The following is a 17022-nucleotide window of genomic DNA, read 5'->3' as shown; positions in this document are numbered from 1 at the left end:
TGTGCTTAAGAGGTTAATAGATCATCAAGAAACGGTCAATGTGAACTGGCAGTCGGAGCCACACTAGTATTATAACCGTTGCAATCCGTTAACTGTCCTGCATAGTTGTAGCAGTAACTTTTCACGATATCTCCGTTCTGGTCCCGCACTACTTTTAGCCGCTGGAAACTGTCATACTCATAAATGCTTGGTCGTCCATTGGCATCGCTTTGGCTAGTTACTCCAACCAGGGGATCATACGTATAGCTGCTCATTAATGCCTCTGCCGGATGTAACCTGATATCATCGAACCAGACAGAGCCCCCACCATTATTGTCAACTCTGATGCCCAGCTGCACAACGTCAGCAGGCACCTCAAACTCCTTTTCAAGATAAATCCATTTTCCAGTTACATCGGTAGAGACATTGTCTATATAAGAAAAATAACCTGTTTCGCCAGTCCTTTTCATGAAAAGAAAAATTTGAGCGGATGGCCCATTGCTATAGATCCAGCCTGAATACCTGAATTTTTTAGTTCCAGCGAGTGATATATTTAACCAGGTATTACTGTGAGAAACCTGTTCTCCAGCGTCTGGCTTATCGATTCTGCCGCTGGCTTTACCGGTACGTTTTGTAGCGCTATCGTACGTAGTCAAACCGCCATCCCACTCTCCGAGCGCTTCAAAATTCGCTAGAAAAACTTCATTTTGCGAAGCATTCCTTACTTCGGCGATCATATACCGATCATCATAGCCCCACAGATAAGCCGTCTTTACCGCGTTGCGCGCCAAAACTTCTTGCGGATTACCGTTGACCGAATATTTCGTTATTTCGTTTCTCGTCACATATTGAGATCCCGTTGGTGTAACTTCCAACTCATACATTTTCGATGGAAGGATGGTCTGTGCTGCTCCAAACTTAGCAAAGTCTGTTTTCACCGACCTCACGAAAGTCTGCGTTTGCATCGCCGAATCTACTACCGTAGTATGTTTCTCTATAATGGGTGAAATGATGTTTTTTGTCATCATATCCTGCTCTACGACTGAGGTGCCGACGTTGGCGGAAAATCCAGGATAGATGTATGTTTCATCCATCCATTTGTAATCGTTGGTTTTTATCCTCTTAGCTGATAGTTGCTCCCTATTATTGTATTTAAATTCTTCAATTGTAGAGCTCGTTTCGCCCGTAGGCATATATTCGGTAGTGACTTGGCTGCTCAGTGTTGCCTGCCCAATAAGTTGGTATTTGTTGGTAAATAGACTGGCAACGGTAAAATATTGGGGGGTGTATGCAACAGGGTGAAGATTCATAAACTGAAAATCTATTGAAGAGGCGACATACTCAGACCATTTATTCTGCTGTTTTTTTATCAGTTTAAACTCTTGCAGCTGCGTATCGAAAGTGTAATCGGCCTTTTCCTTAAGCCGGTTGTATTTATATTTCTTACTTTCTGCTCCGAGCCTATTTCCGTAGTACATTAGTGGCTCGAAAAAACCTCCAGGATATTCATTCTCCCCAAGATCATATCTATAAATGGTCTTTCCATTTGGATACACATTGGCATATTCGTCTAACGGTCCTTCAAATTCTGTTACTTCGGCATATACCACCGGCTGCCTGCCGTCGAGGAGCCTTTGAAAGTTGGCGGGACTGAAGGTAGACTCATATGCCCACTCTGAATAAGGGTTGTTTTCGTAGGGATTCAGAAATGCTGTACGTTGTCCATATCCATCTAGCCCCACTACTAAATTCTTAACGGAGAAGAAATTTACCCGCTCGGCAAAATTCATATATGTTAGTACGTTCGGATCCACAACAGCTATGCCAAGGCCAGTATAGGCATTGTTTCCGGCGTAGCTCGCCCCATAATATTCATGATTCGTTTTACCGTACCGATAATGCTTTTGACCGGCGATGATTCCATCGGTAGCATAATTGGTAATAGTTTTGATCCTAAATCCAGCGGCGGCGGTAGGTGTTTTGGGCTGACCATCTGGAATGTAGTCGCCATTAGTGTCAGTGGAACTCAAGAACTTGTGGTTCTCGTATACAAATTCAGTATAACCACCTGTGGGATATTTTATCTTTTTGAGTATGCCGTGGTGATCGGGGCCTGATGGCTGGCGCGCATTCACAGGATAATTCGAAAATTTAAACTTGTAGAAAGAATTTACGTCAAGCGAAGTCCGTGCAGCGGTAAACATCGCCGCACTATAAGTATGTCCCGTAGCAGCCAGATTCCACTCGGTAAAAATGGAAAAGTTAGGCATATCTGATGGGTACTGTGTAAGATAACCCCAATGGTCCGTGCCGTTCAGGCCGTAGGCAGATTCATAGGTACATTCGTATTTTTGGACCGTTAACGCATCAGCCCCCTTAATCAGGATCTGGTCTAATCTGCCGCGCTGGGTAGAATTGCAGGAATTGGTCAAGGTTTGTACATCTAACTCTAGCTCTATTTCTCTCAATAGTGCGTTTTTCTCAAATACCTTGATCTTATCGATATAATTATACTGGGCACCTGAAGCGTTTTGATAAGAAAATTGTATAACGTTGTCTCCCGATGTACCGTAGCTAATTTGCGACAACAGTTTCATTTTATAGTAGTGAGGCACATAATTTGTTCCTCTTGTCGCCGTTTTCGTGTCTACAAAATTGTTTGCATAACTATCATGTACATATGAATGTGATATAGTAACGCTCGGTTCTGCACAGGTGCCGGAAGGCGGTTGTATCAGGTAATCGTAAGAAAAGAGGATCGGGTCGGTGCTGTTAGGCAGATCGATGCGTGTGAGCTGCCAGGAAACGTAAACATTACCATACGTAGTATAGGGTCCACTATAAGTAAAATCAGCAGGTGAAAAAGTGTATTTAATGCCTTTTCCATCTAACACTGTGAACCAGTGTATCTCTGCGTTGGAAGCCGCCACATTGACCACCATCTGCCGGTTGCTAACAACGGCTTTTGGCACATTATTTACATTCTCAATAAAGAAATCAAATGAGGAGCCGTCCGGTAGCACCGCATTAAATTTGTCACGCGCGTAGTTGTAGTCCTTTAAGCAAAGGGCACAATATGGGAGATATTGATTTGTTGATGGAAGGTCGAGGTTAAAGTCTCTGGCTTCATCGGGCACATACTCAACGGTTCTTGATATCGAAGAACTTATCGATAGACCCCAACCCGCGCCAAAAACATCGTAATTATAACCCTGCCTAAGCGGTTGGGCATTATACTTTAAACTTAACGGAAGCTTAAAGCCCCTGTGATTGATCTCGTAAAGTGGAACTGATATATCAGGTGTACCGTTTGAATAGTTGATCGCATAGTCCCCGTATAACTTAAAAGCTTCAGCTTGGGGAGATGTTGGAATTTGTGGCACGAGGGACTGCATGTCTTGGGCTTTCAGCATGCTGGCGATGTGGATCAATGAGAGAAAGCAGAACAGATATCTCTTCGTTAGGGTGAGTGTCGTCCCGTTCATAATTGTTTGAGAGATTAAGATGGATAATATACATTATTTGGCCTTGGCATGATCAGTTCCATAGACACATTGACTATTTCAAGGTATTCCAATTCATTGCCTGCCTAAAACCAAATCTAAATTGTGCCACTGCAACAACACTGCAGTCGTGCGTTAAATGCAAAAAATAATTTAAGCATTAAGTTTTTCTTACCCACCCTTGGTATAACAGGCTGACTGCTTGACATGGAATTTCGTAATTATTTCCGTTCCTTACGCGTAAAGCGGACATTGAGCATACCTTCTTCTGCATAATAATACGACTTTCGAACTTTACAATACACGATCGGAGCGCCCAAACTGCGCATCAAATCCAAAAAATTGTATAGCGATCGTTCGGAAATTGACAGTCGTCGGGCTAATAACTTGGGGGTGCCGGTGCACTTGAGCCTGATAAGATAGTCTAGAGTTTCTAGACGGGTAAATACATCAAAGTGCATAGCTGGCAGCGCAAAAAAACAACGATAGATACCGATTGTGTATTAATGTTTTTGTCATTTGCTGAGAACGCAAATTTGTTCCCAGATAGACTACAGCGATGAGATTGCTAATTTTAGTCTTTTTCATTGGTTATAATGTTGAGATTAAAGAAATAAAAAACCTAATGATATATATATCACTGATGCCGATAGCCTATATTATTAAAAGGTGCAATGCATCTAATCCAAAATTACCGCCAAAAAACCTAATTCGTTAGTTGGTTTGTCTAAAAATGTATAATGAATGTATTTAAATAAGGGAGCCCGAAGGGTACGATAACTATTTATAGTTAGGAAAAAAACTGATAAGGGTCTGTTCGGCTTGATTCAAGGGGATTCGTAATTGTTGTAAACTACAAAAGAAAGAAATTATTTAATTCCCCCCAACTTTTCCGCTTGATCCCCAACTTTTCCGCTTGATCCCTTTTCCGCTTGATCCCTTTTCCGCTTGATCTCCGTTTGCGCACATGCCGTGCGTGCACAAAAAAGCCTTTAAATCTAACGATCTAAAGGCTCTCTGTTTTATAGTCGGGATGGCAGGATTCGAACCTACGACCTCCTGCTCCCAAAGCAGGCGCGATACCGGGCTACGCTACATCCCGAACTTGGTATCGATCTTTTAATCCTATTTTAAAAGTGGATCAACTTTTTGTCGGGATGGCAGGATTCGAACCTACGACCTCCTGCTCCCAAAGCAGGCGCGATACCGGGCTACGCTACATCCCGAACTTGGTATCTTCTTTTTTATTTCCCTTTTTCGAAGGGATTGCAAAGAAACGGTTTTAAATTGATAATTCCATTTATTTTTGCAAATTTTTATTTTCTGCGGAGAGGGCGGGATTCGAACCCGCGGTACCGTTACCAGTACGACAGTTTAGCAAACTGTTCCTTTCGGCCACTCAGGCACCTCTCCTTTATCCTCTATTTTCCGCCCTACCGGCGTTGTTTTGAGGTCTGCAAATATAGTAAAACAAGTTATCCAACAAAAAAAAATTACAAAATTTGTTGATAATCTATACGCACATGATAGATGCTCATAAGCATCGTCTTGAATATCAATTTGATAGTCTCAATATCTTTTAACGTTAAATCGCAGTCATCTAACTGATTTTGCTCCAATTTGTAGTTAATTATCCGTTCAACGATGTCATTTATGTTCTGAGCATCGGGATTTTTCAGACTTCTAGAGGCAGCTTCGACCGAATCGGCGAGCATTAACACACCAGTTTCTTTGCTAAAAGGTATTGGTCCGGGGTAGCGGAAAATGTTTTCGTCGACAAATTTTTCAGGCGTATTTTTCAAAAAAGACTGATAAAAATAATCAACCCGGGTATTGCCGTGGTGCGTTCTGATAAAATCGATAATCGCTTCAGGAATCTGGTTCTTCCTCAAAATCTCAATTCCTTTATGCACATGCTGAATAATAATCTGTGCACTTTGTTCATATGGCAGTTTATCGTGCGGACTAACAGCGGTATTCTGGTTCTCGATAAAATATTGTGGATTGTCTACCTTACCAATATCATGATATAAGGCTCCTGCCCTTACCAGCACCGAATTGCCCCCTATTTTAAATATAGCGGCCTCTGCAAGGTTTGCCACCTGTAAAGAGTGCTGAAACGTTCCGGGCGCTTTAAAGGCAAGCTCCCTTAACAATTTATTATTCGTATTGGTGAGCTCAATTAAGGCCACATCTGATGTGATACCAAAAATACGTTCGAACAGGTAAATTAAAGGGTAAGCTAACAGAGATAAAAGTACACTAAAAACAAAAGGAATAAAATTCATCCATTCTATTTCACGGAAAGAACCTTCACGAAGCAGGGCAATACCTATAAAAGAAACAAAATAAGCCAGAAGAATAAATAAGGCCGAAACCAGGAATCTTTCGCGCTTAACAAAGTTTTTAATACTGAATATGGCAACCATGCCCGCAGTAACCTGATAAAACACAAACTCGAAACTATTGGCCACAAAAAAACCAGCAATTAAAATCACCAGCATATGGAGGTAAAGTGCCAAACGGGTATCGAACAGGATCCTAATAATAATGGGCACCACACAGAACGGAATGTAGTACAAACTTGGAATTTCCATTTTAATGGCCCAGGTTAATGCCAGTAACATTCCCGTGGTAACAATCAGGATCAAGGAAAGCTGGCGGTTATCGGCAAAAATATCCTTCCGGAAAAGAAAAAGGAACGACATTAAAATAGCGAGTATGAAGCCAACCAATATTACCTGCCCCAAATAAACCAATGCCCTGCTCCCTATTGTTTTGCTTTGTGCATCGTAAGTTGCTTTATAAGATTCCAGTTTCTGATAAATTTCTTCATCAATAACATCATTCTTCGCTACAATAAGCTCTCCCTTTTGCACCATACCCTTTGTAGTAGAGATATTGTTAACCGTATTGTCCTGTATGGTTTGGGTTAACCGCTCATCGAATACAATGTTCGGGGTAATATGATCAATGGCGAGGTTTGCAACCAGATCGCCCATTACCTGATTGGGGGCTTTAAAATTATCTTTAAAAAACTTCAAGGCCGATTCTGCAGTAAAAACATCCTGTGTATTCTTTTTCTGGGCAACATTGTTTTCAAGTAAAGAAAAGTCATAGTTCTTCCCTCCTGCCTGATGTTTCACATTTAAACCAATAATCCCTTTCTCGTAAATGTTCTGCAGCAATTTATAGGAAGCGCTTTTATATGCGTCCTTGTCTTTTTCGTTAAGTTGCTTAGATTTCCATTTCACATCAAACTCGTTGGCAAACTCCTCTAAAGCATTTGCTGTAATGCCCCTATCAAATTGGTAAACAGGCAAAATATCTTTTAGCGCATTCTTTTTATCGGCACTAACCTGCGGGTTGGTTTTTAAAATAGCAAAACTGAAGGGAGAAATCAGGTCCTTGTTTTTCCATACTGCATTTTTTTCAAACTCATACCTAAACCGGGGCTGTTTGGGCAGGAATAACGTAATAATGAAAACGGTAAATATCATCATCACATATTTTAGGTTTGATGAATACTTCCGGTAAAGGATTTTGTGTGAATTTCTCTTGATTTTAGCCAAAACGATGTAATTATTGTATTGTCAAAAATAGCATTTTTATCTAATATACATTTTACAGGTTTTGTTTGCAATTACCAGATTTTATATTTTACTTTATGATATCAAATTAATATCAATTATGTATCAAGAAAAAATTATTAATCCGCCATCGGGCTATCTAACATTCGCACTATGCATTGCATTGCTGGGCGCTTCTATTTTCTGTTTTGTTTCAGAAATTTTTCTCTGGGGAGGGATTTTACTGGCCATAGATATATTTTTAATATTCCCGGGCTTTTTAATCATCAATCCCAATCAATCAATGGTGCTCACCCTTTTCGGAAAATATATTGGAACGGTAAAAGCCGATGGATTTTTCTGGGTAAATCCGCTAACCGCTAAAAGACGTTTATCGTTAAAAGCAAACAATTTAAACGGGCAGCAGTTAAAGGTTAACGACAAACTTGGCAACCCGATCGAAATTGCTGCTGTGGTGGTTTGGAAAGTAAACGAAACGGCCAAAGCCGTTTTCTCTGTAGAAAACTACATGCAATATGTAAACATTCAAAGTGAAGCTGCTGTAAGGCATTTGGCGAACATTTTCCCTTATGATCATTCCGAAGGTGAAGAAACCACCATTACCTTAAAAGATGGTGCAGATAAAGTAAGCGAGCTTTTAGAAAACGAACTGAACGAACGTTTATCGAGAGCGGGCATTGAAGTTTTAGAAGCCAGAATTTCGCATTTGGCTTATGCACCAGAAATTGCCAGTGCCATGTTACAGCGTCAGCAGGCCACAGCAGTTATAGCGGCCCGTAAATTAATAGTAGAAGGTGCGGTAGGCATGGTAGAGATGGCTTTAGAGAAATTATCACAAAAAGGGATTGTTGAGCTGGATGAAGAGCGTAAAGCAGCTATGGTAAGCAATTTACTGGTTGTACTTTGCGGCGATCGCCATGTACAGCCCGTGGTAAACACCGGAACATTATATAATTAGGCACAATGGAATTTGAGGAAAAACAAAGCTTAAAACTTTGGTGGCTTTATATTTTATTGGCTATTGATGTTGTTATGGTCGTCAGTATTGTGCTTTTTGATAAAGGTGGAATGAGCTTTGAAACCTTAGAAGCTACTTATTTTGCCCCATTTTGGGCCATTCTCCTTCCTTTTGCTATTATTTACCTGCTTCAAAAAAATAAAATGATCTTGCAGGTCGGCACTGAAGGTATTTCTTACAAGTATTTTCCATTTCAAACCAAGCTGAAGCTATTGAGTTGGGCCAACATAGAGAAAGTTTACATTAATAAATACAATGCTTTAGGAGATTATGGCGGATTTGGTGTTCGAAGCAGGCTTTGGTTTAAATTTAACGACAAGGCTTATATCCTAAACGATAAAGATAAAGGTTTACAGATTGAATTTAAAAACGGCAAAAAGCTCCTGTTCAGCTCAAATGAGATAGAAGAACTCGAAATGTTCCTTATTAATTTAAAAACGAGGTATAATATACAAGCAATACAATAAGAATGGCGGAGAAAGATAAAAAAGCTTTTGTATTAAGAATTAGTCCTACTTTATTAAAAGAAGTAGAAACCTGGGCTGCCGATGAGTTTAGAAGTACGAACGGGCAGATTGAATTTTTACTTACACAGGCTATAAAATCGAGAAAAAAGGGAAAAGCAAAAGAAGAATAAAAGCAAGACTTCCGAAGTTTTCAGGGCTCAGGGCATCAGCAAGCTTCGGAAGTCTACAAGAACCAACTGTTAATTGCTAACTGCCAACTCTTAACTGAATTGGGCGTTCCCAATCCCGTGAAAAACGGGAAAGGGTCGGGCTTTTCAGGGCTGCGCTTCGCTCCGGTACCGATGAAGGATCGGTACTGAACCCTTACAATCCCTAACGCTAGCCAACCGCCCCAGGGACACCCCTCCTAAAACAAAGAGTGGCATAATCGACGGCAGAAAGACTACCTAGCCAAAGAACCACCAGCCCAAGTTAATTAAACCTGATGGCAGCGACAGCCCCGAAGTATGAGGGCTACAGCGAACAGCAGGACTGAACAAACCCAAGCACTACTGCAGCGTCTTTCCGAATAAATTCATATTACTTAACCACCCCGCCCCTATGCTCCCCTTAAACCCGGAGGGGGTAATCGACGCCAGAAAGACAACTCAGCCAAAGAACCACCAGCCCCAGTTAATTAAACCTGATGGCAGTGAGCATCCCGATTTAAGCATTGTTATTTATTGTTTTTTCACATGCTTGCTTGTTTCAGAGGTTTCATCGGGATAAAGCGAACAGCAGGACTGAACTCTCCTAAGTATCACTGCAGCACCTTTTCAAAAATCTATTAAAACTTATTATTTTCAAATAGGCTAAAATCATTTTCTAAACGTTATTTTAAAACTCGCAGGTTTTGGAAACCTACGAGGTTTGACTAACTTAGCGGCCTAACCAAAAATTCATAAAATTTAGTTTACATGAAAGAAGTTGTAATTGTATCAGCTGTGCGAACGCCTATTGGCAGTTTTGGAGGCTCATTAGCTCAATTTTCTGCTACTCAACTTGGTGGCTTTGCCATTAAGGCTGCTATTGAAAAAGCTGGCTTAAAACCAGAACAGATCCAAGAAATATATATGGGTAATGTTTTATCTGCAAACCTGGGGCAAGCACCAGCTACACAAGCCGCAAAATTTGCAGGTTTACCAGATTTACCTGCTACTACAATAAATAAAGTATGCGCTTCGGGCACAAAAGCAATTATGCTTGCAGCGCAAAGTATTGCTAATGGCGATAATGAAATTATTGTAGCCGGTGGCATGGAAAGCATGAGTAATGTTCCCTATTACCTGGATAAGGCAAGAAACGGCTATCGCTTAGGCCATGGACAAATTACAGATGGCCTGGTAAAAGATGGTCTATGGGATGTTTACAACGATTATCATATGGGGTCTGCCGCCGAACTTTGCGCTACTGAATGTAACATCAGCCGCGAAGCGCAGGATAATTTTGCAATAGAATCGTACAAAAGAGCGCAGGCAGCACAAACTTCGGGCAAATTTGCTGGCGAAATTGTAGCTGTAGAAGTGAAAGACCGTAAAGGTGAAATTACCCTGGTTGATACCGATGATGAGCCAACGGCAGTTAAATTTGATAAAATACCTTCATTAAAACCTGTTTTCAAAAAAGATGGAACAGTAACTGCAGCAAATGCATCTACCTTAAATGATGGCGCAGCGGCATTGGTTTTAATGAGTGCCGATAAGGCAAAAGAACTAGGTTTAACACCTTTGGCCAAAATATTAGGCTATGCTGATGCACAACAAGCACCGGAGTGGTTTACAACCGCACCTTCAAAAGCAATTCCATTGGCTTTACACAAGGCCAATATCGACATTAAGCATGTTGACTTTTTCGAAATTAACGAAGCCTTTTCTGTCGTTTCCATTGCAAATAATCAACTTTTAGAACTAAACGACAGCCAGGTTAACGTTAATGGTGGTGCCGTTTCATTGGGTCACCCACTTGGTGCATCGGGCGCAAGAATTGTAGTTACCTTACTGTCGGTATTGGCACAGAACGATGGAAAAATCGGCGTTGCCGGAATTTGTAATGGTGGTGGTGGCGCAAGTGCTCTTGTTATCGAGAAATTATAATTTTTGGGTTTTGCAGCATCTTTGCACATTTGATTGTATGAAACTTATCAGATTTTATATCCTTTTAATCTTTGGAACACTAAGCTTTACCTTAAAAGCACAGCAAACGCCAAAGCAATTAAATGTTTTTCAGGATACACTGATTAAAATATCGGCAAGGGTTATTGCTGCTCAAAGCGATGCACAAAAAATAGAAATAAACGGAAATTTCGTAAAAACTTTGGTAGAGGCTTTAAAAGCCCCCAATTCTTTTTCTTATCCATTCGATTCGCTTAAAAATGTATCAGTAGTTAAATCATCCGATCAGGCTTTTAGGGTTTTGAGTTGGTACGTGCTACTCGAAGACGGTACTTACCGCTATTATGGCGCCATCCAAATGAATACCAAAAGTGGTCCATTGAAACTTTATCCCCTGATCGATCAGACAGACAATTTAGCCGATCCGAACAGCATTACCAATAACCAAAAATGGTTTGGTGCCAGGTATTATGAAATTGTTTCGGTAACCAGTGGAAACCGATTGCCTTATTATGTACTTTTAGGCTGGAAAGGAAATACACCATTTACCACTAAAAAGGTAATCGATATCCTTTCTTTCGATAAAGATAATCTCACTTTTGGTGCCCCGGTTTTTGACGGAAAAGAACTAAAAGGAAAAAACAGGATAATATTCGAATATGCCAAATCGAATGCGATGACTTTAAAAACGGATTTAAAAGCTGGCATGATCGTGTTCGACCATTTAGCATCCTTTAATCCGGAAATGAAAGATACCTTTGAATATCATGGATCAGACGGCACTTTTGATGGCTTTAAAATCATTGGCGGAAGGCTAAAACTGCAGGAAGACATCACACTTCACAACGATCCGAATTCGACTGATGAGCTTTATGCTGACCCAAAAAAAAATGTTAAACCCATCAGAAAATTTTAAATCTTAACAAATCATTTACCTAACACATCATTTAAAAATTTGTGAGTTTGGCATTCGCTGACTATATTGCGCCCTGCTTAACTGGCTTAAACAACACACAAATTCTGAATTCATAAACTAAAACCAACAAATGTTTTATGCAAACATCTAATGAAACCATTAGTATTGACCATAGCAAGGAACTAGATCTCCACTTAGACAGTAACAATGTATCCAAAGAAAAATTATTTAGCCACCCGGTAGGCCTCTTTGTGCTATTTTTCACAGAAATGTGGGAAAGATTTAGTTACTATGGAATGAGATCACTACTTGTTTTATTCTTAGTAAGTGAAATAAGTAAAGGTGGCTGGCACTGGACAAGGCCAGAGGCTTTACAACTCTACGCCTGGTACACAGGTTTAGTATATTTAACTCCCATAATTGGCGGCTTAATTGCGGATCGATTGACCGGATACAGAAAAGCTGTTATTGTAGGCGCTTTAATTATGACCATTGGCCACATATCAATGGCGTTAGAAGGTTCAAATACCAATTTCTTCTACCTGGGATTGTTTTTATTAATTGCCGGAAACGGATTATTCAAACCAAATATTTCTTCTATCGTAGGAAAACTCTACCCATCTACAAGTGATAAAAAAGATGCTGCTTACACTATTTTTTACATGGGTATTAACTCCGGTGCCTTTTTAGGTATGTTAATGTGCGGTTATATCGGCGAAAAAGTGGGCTGGCATTGGGGTTTTGGATTAGCGGGGGTATTTATGTTTTTTGGAATGCTTCAGTTTTACTTTGGACAAAAAATATTTGGTGTTTTAGGTGCTGCTGTAAATAAAACAGAAAAAGTAATTGATCCAACTGATGAAGTTTTACCAAAAAAAGTAAGCAATCAACGTTTAGCTGTGGTTGCTGTATTTTCAATTTTCACCATTTTCTTTTGGATGGTGTTTGAGCAGGCAGGTGGCTCAATGACAATTTTTGCTAAAGATTACACACTTAGAAATTTAACAGGAAATGCAAGTACAATTTTTAAATGGGTTGATGCCATACTTACTATTTTCCCACTTATTGCTGTAACCGTTGTTTTATTAAGCCTAGCGGCAAAAATCGCAAAAAAATATCCTGCCACCATAATTTTTACTGCAATAAGCTTCATTATTATCTGGGGATTAGCCATTTGGAAGGTAGAAAAAGAATTTACCGCTTTAAACACAGAAGTTCCTGCTTCATGGTTTGGGATTCTAAATTCATTCTTTATTGTTTCCCTTGCACCATTCGTGTCTAAAATATGGGAAACTAAATTTAACCCAAGCGGACCTGTAAAATTTGGACTCGGTTTAATTTTTGTAGGTATAGGTTTTGCAGGATTGGCTTATGGAGGTATGGATATTGCAAAAGGTGCTACATCTGCACAGGTAAGTATGTTTTGGTTAATTTTCGCTTACTTCTTCCACACTGTTGGGGAATTATGTGTTTCGCCTGTTGGATTATCCTACGTTAGTAAATTAGCTCCGGCCAAAGTGGTAGGTTTAATGTTCGGTGTATGGTTTACCTGTACAGCGATTGGTAACTGGTTAGCGGGTACTACCGGCGGCCTAATCGACAAAATAAGTTCAGAATACTCCATTTCGATTTTCTTCTTAATATTTACCATTATTCCGATTGTTGCAGGCTTAATTATGTTTGCTATAAGTCCGATATTGCGTAAATGGATGCATGGCGTTCACTAATCAAAAAATAAATTTAACAAAAAGCCCGATCTCCATCGGGCTTTTAATTTTTAAGCATATTTAATGGAAAAAACAGTTTCAATAGAAGATATTCAAAATTTTGAGGGAAAATACCCGAAACAGCTCTGGCATTTATCGCTGGTAGAAATGTGGGAGCGTTTCTGTTTTTATGGAATGCGCGGGGTATTGGCTTTCTTTATGGTTGAGCAACTGGGTTTAAGCGACCAAAAATCGAACCTACAGTACGGTGCTATACAAGCCTTTGTTTATGCCTTTACTTTTATAGGTGGTATTTTTGCCGATAAGATTTTAGGTTTCAGAAAATCGCTTTTTTGGGGCGGATCATTGATGATTATCGGGAATTTAATCCTGGCCTTCTCTCCTCACGATCTGTTTTATGTTGGAATTACCTTATCAATCATTGGAACAGGTTTCTTTAAACCCAATGTTTCATCAATGGTTGGCGAATTATACCACGAGAAAGACAACCGCAGAGATGCAGGTTATGGGCTTTTTTACGCCGGTATTAATGTAGGTGGATTATTGGGGGGCGCCATGTGTATTTATCTTGGTAAATATTACAATTGGCATTTATGTTTCTTGTCTGCTGCACTGGTAATGATGTTCGGTTTGGGCACATTCATTTTCACAAAAAAACATTTAGGTCCGATCGGGAATTCGCCTTTGCTGCATCTTAAAAAATCAAAACAGCAGTTATGGGAAATTGCCGTTTATGTGGGGTCGATACTTTGTATTCCACTGATTTATATCATGGTAAAAAATACGGCCTTTACCGATTATTTCATGTACACCATAGGCATTGTTGCCCTGGTTTATTTCTTGTACGAAACGTTTAAAATAAAAGATAAAAAAGCACAATATAAACTACTCGCAGCCTTCGTTTTTATCTTCTGTTATTTTATTTTCATGGCCATATCCGAGCAGAGTGGTGGTTCATTATCGTTATTTGCGAAGGACAATCTTGACCATAAAATCCTTTTTTTCAATATCGATCCGAATGTGGTAAACAATAGCGTTAACTCGTTCTTTGTTATTGTTTTTAGTCCGATTGTTGGCATTTTGTGGTTAGGCTTATACAAACGTAAAATAGAACCGAACACGGTTGTAAAATTCGGAATCGGCTTCCTTTTACTGGCTTTGAGCTTTTATGTTTTTTACGCCACCAGGTTCTTCGCCAATGTACAGGGCATTAGTTCGTTAAATGTGTTTACGTTAGCCTATTTATTATTAACCCTTGGCGAACTTTGTTTGGGCCCGATAGGTATGTCGATCATTACTAAACTTTCGCCAAAGAAAATGTTCGGGATGATGATGGGGCTTTGGTTTTTATCAAGTGCTTTCGGGCAATTGGCTGCCGGAAAATTAGGCGCAGAAATGTCGAGTATCGATAATGCATCATTAACCACAAAATTAATGGCTTATACTGAAGGTTATAAAGCATTGGCATTATACTCTTTAATTGCAGGTTTGGCGCTGATTATTTTCTCGCAACTGGTTAAAAAGTTAATGCAAGAGGTGAGGTAAGAAAGTGATCGTCATTTCGACTGTAGTGTTCCAAAGGAACTCCTTTGGAGGAGAATCTATAAAACGATTTTTATTGATATAATGTAAGATTTGGAAATGAAAGGATAGTGGTTCTTGGAGGCCCATTGTCCCGCTCTTGTTTCAAGTCCTTGCCCTCATGCTTCGGTCTACGGGCTTTACACGCCGATCGGGTTTAGGGACAATGGTTTGTGCCGTAAAAGCTAAAAGTAAATACAACAGCTAGTTTGGAACCCGTAATACTTGCAACACTGCTAAACCAGATTACAAATCTGGAGAACGAAGATCCGGATTACAAATCCGGACCTTCAGATTTTCTCGGCGGTGATCTGCTAAATCAGCGGGAAATATTTGGGTAAGGTCTTCGACTACGCTCTCCACAGGAGTCCTTTGGACAGACTGACAATGCTTTAAAAACAATAAAAACTACTATAAAACAAGTTCAGGAATAGGAATCATTGGTTATTAATGAAAATTCATAAAGGTTTCACATTAAATATTTACTTTCGCACATTAAAAGCAATTGCACAGCACAAATAAGCATAGCATACCACATACAAGGCCAAAAGCTTATATTATTTATAAAAACCACAACAAAACGTGTCAGATAGTTTAGTCATCATTCCCACCTACAACGAGAAGGAAAATATCGAAAAGATCATTAGAAAGGTTTTTTCTTTAACCCAGCCTTTTCATGTTTTAATTATTGATGATGGTTCGCCTGATGGAACTGCTGAAATTGTAAAATCTTTACAAGACGAATACGAAGGACATTTATTTATTGAGGAGCGCGCAGGAAAGCAAGGATTGGGTACAGCCTATATTTACGGCTTCAATTGGGCATTGCAACACGATTATGCCTACATTTTTGAAATGGATGCCGATTTCTCGCACAACCCCGATGATCTATCACGCTTACGCGAAGCCTGTGTAAACGGTGCTGATGTAGCCATTGGCTCCAGGTATGTTAAGGGTGTAAATGTGGTAAACTGGCCAATGGGCAGGGTTTTAATGTCGTATTTTGCATCAATGTATGTACGTATGATTACCCGTATAAACATTCAGGATGCGACTGCCGGATTTAAATGTTACCGCAAAATTGTCTTAGAAACCATTCCACTAAATAAAATTAAGTTTGTTGGTTATGCGTTTCAGATCGAAATGAAATTCACCGCCATTAAATTTGGCTTTAAAGTGGTCGAAGTTCCAATCATTTTCACCGACCGTACCGAAGGAACATCAAAAATGAGCACCCGTATCTTTAGAGAGGCTTTTTTAGGTGTTATACAAATGAAGGTTTGGAGTTGGTTTAGGAGTTATAAAAGAGAGTCTTAAGTTTGGAGCGGGGAGCTTGGAGTTGAGAGCGCTAAGTGCATAGCCGTTCTAATCGCTCTGGGATGTGATTAGAAATTGGGAATTTGAGGTTATTGTAAGCCTGTTATTTTTTCAGAACGCTAAACCAAAAGCTTATTGTCCGAAGATCTTTCTGCTCTTTGCAAAACTCCAAACTAAAAACTCCAAACTCACAACTTACTTTCCCTAATCATTGCGCCGAAATCTTGCCCTTTATCCATGGCTTTAACGGTCATTACGATTCTTTTGGTGCGTGTAGGCTCGGTTTTAGCCTGATTGATCCAGTTAATGTAGTAGTTTTGGTGCGATTTAGGCTGTTTTAAAAAATTCCGGATTAAATGTTCTTCTTCTGACAAGCAGATTTCGAGGTCTTCGGGCATTTCGATTTTAAAATCTTTATCTTCTTCTAAATAGAGTTCGACACCTGCTCCGGCTTCTTTTCTCAATTTTTTACGGACTTCGCCTTTTAAAGCAATAATAAAATCGCCCTCTCCCATTGGGATGGTTGCCATACCGTTAATATCCAACTGATCTATCTTTCCTTTTACCCTGAAACTCTTTTTACAATCTGGTTTGATTTCGTTAGCCAGCGCTGCCGGAATAAACACATAACTCCAGCCTGTTTTTTCGCCCATGGTTTCGAAACGCTCTATTTCTGCTTTAAAGTGGATCATGGCTTAAATATAAAAATTATGTTTAAACAAGTTAAACGATTAAATGGTTAGGCTATTCGTGCACTCGTTAAAAACGAGCGCA

At 39.7% G+C, this 17022-nt stretch carries 11 protein-coding genes and 3 tRNA genes; 8 read left to right on the top strand and 6 right to left on the bottom strand.

Translation table 11 applies throughout. The features are described from left to right. Window positions 1–35 precede the first annotated feature (35 nt). From LQ201_RS05950 to LQ201_RS05930, 5 genes are all read right to left on the bottom strand, one after another. On the bottom strand, window positions 36–3362 hold the full coding sequence (locus LQ201_RS05950) for a hypothetical protein (RefSeq protein ID WP_230140061.1): 3327 nt from the start codon (window positions 3360–3362) through the stop codon (window positions 36–38). 1148 nt (window positions 3363–4510) lie between these two features. Further along, window positions 4511–4584: transfer RNA gene (locus LQ201_RS05945), tRNA-Pro, on the bottom strand. Window positions 4585–4634: 50 nt separating this feature from the next. Continuing rightward, window positions 4635–4708: transfer RNA gene (locus LQ201_RS05940), tRNA-Pro, on the bottom strand. A gap of 100 nt (window positions 4709–4808) precedes the next feature. Then, window positions 4809–4895 (bottom strand) — tRNA-Ser (locus LQ201_RS05935). Window positions 4896–4975: 80 nt separating this feature from the next. Then, window positions 4976–6982 carry an HD family phosphohydrolase gene (locus tag LQ201_RS05930; RefSeq protein ID WP_230141990.1) on the bottom strand — a complete coding sequence of 669 codons (2007 nt, stop codon included), beginning with the start codon at window positions 6980–6982 and terminating at the stop codon, window positions 4976–4978. A 190-nt stretch (window positions 6983–7172) separates the two neighbouring features. Here LQ201_RS05930 and LQ201_RS05925 point away from each other — a divergent pair, with 190 nt between their 5' ends. From LQ201_RS05925 to LQ201_RS05890, 8 genes are all read left to right on the top strand, one after another. Beyond that, window positions 7173–8030 carry an SPFH domain-containing protein gene (locus tag LQ201_RS05925; RefSeq protein WP_230140059.1) on the top strand — a complete coding sequence of 286 codons (858 nt, stop codon included), beginning with the start codon at window positions 7173–7175 and terminating at the stop codon, window positions 8028–8030. Window positions 8031–8035: 5 nt separating this feature from the next. Next, entirely contained in the window at window positions 8036–8557 is a 522-nt protein-coding gene (locus tag LQ201_RS05920; protein WP_230140057.1) for a hypothetical protein, read from the top strand. Between the two features lie 2 nt (window positions 8558–8559). After that, complete coding sequence (locus LQ201_RS05915; RefSeq protein WP_230140055.1) at window positions 8560–8727, top strand: Arc family DNA binding domain-containing protein; 168 nt, start codon at window positions 8560–8562, stop codon at window positions 8725–8727. A gap of 786 nt (window positions 8728–9513) precedes the next feature. Further along, complete coding sequence (locus LQ201_RS05910) at window positions 9514–10689, top strand: acetyl-CoA C-acyltransferase (RefSeq protein ID WP_230140053.1); 1176 nt, start codon at window positions 9514–9516, stop codon at window positions 10687–10689. A gap of 37 nt (window positions 10690–10726) precedes the next feature. After that, the gene (locus tag LQ201_RS05905; RefSeq protein WP_230140051.1) at window positions 10727–11623 is read left to right on the top strand and encodes a hypothetical protein; all 897 of its coding nucleotides are present in this window, start codon (window positions 10727–10729) and stop codon (window positions 11621–11623) included. 137 nt (window positions 11624–11760) lie between these two features. Further along, on the top strand, window positions 11761–13350 hold the full coding sequence (locus tag LQ201_RS05900; RefSeq protein ID WP_230140049.1) for a peptide MFS transporter: 1590 nt from the start codon (window positions 11761–11763) through the stop codon (window positions 13348–13350). Window positions 13351–13413: 63 nt separating this feature from the next. Then, the gene (locus tag LQ201_RS05895; protein WP_230140047.1) at window positions 13414–14895 is read left to right on the top strand and encodes a peptide MFS transporter; all 1482 of its coding nucleotides are present in this window, start codon (window positions 13414–13416) and stop codon (window positions 14893–14895) included. A 618-nt stretch (window positions 14896–15513) separates the two neighbouring features. Then, window positions 15514–16248 (top strand): polyprenol monophosphomannose synthase, encoded by a 735-nt coding sequence (locus LQ201_RS05890; RefSeq protein WP_230140046.1) that lies wholly within the window; start codon window positions 15514–15516, stop codon window positions 16246–16248. 188 nt (window positions 16249–16436) lie between these two features. On the opposite strand, the gene LQ201_RS05885 is transcribed toward LQ201_RS05890, so the two are convergent. Further along, window positions 16437–16940 (bottom strand): YdeI/OmpD-associated family protein, encoded by a 504-nt coding sequence (locus LQ201_RS05885; RefSeq protein WP_230140044.1) that lies wholly within the window; start codon window positions 16938–16940, stop codon window positions 16437–16439. Window positions 16941–17022 lie beyond the last annotated feature (82 nt).

This window comes from Pedobacter sp. Bi126 (genome assembly GCF_918698245.1).
GTDB lineage: Bacteria > Bacteroidota > Bacteroidia > Sphingobacteriales > Sphingobacteriaceae > Pedobacter.
The sequence above is the reverse complement of the archived record's forward strand: the minus strand, read 5'-3'. Positions and strand labels throughout refer to the sequence as shown.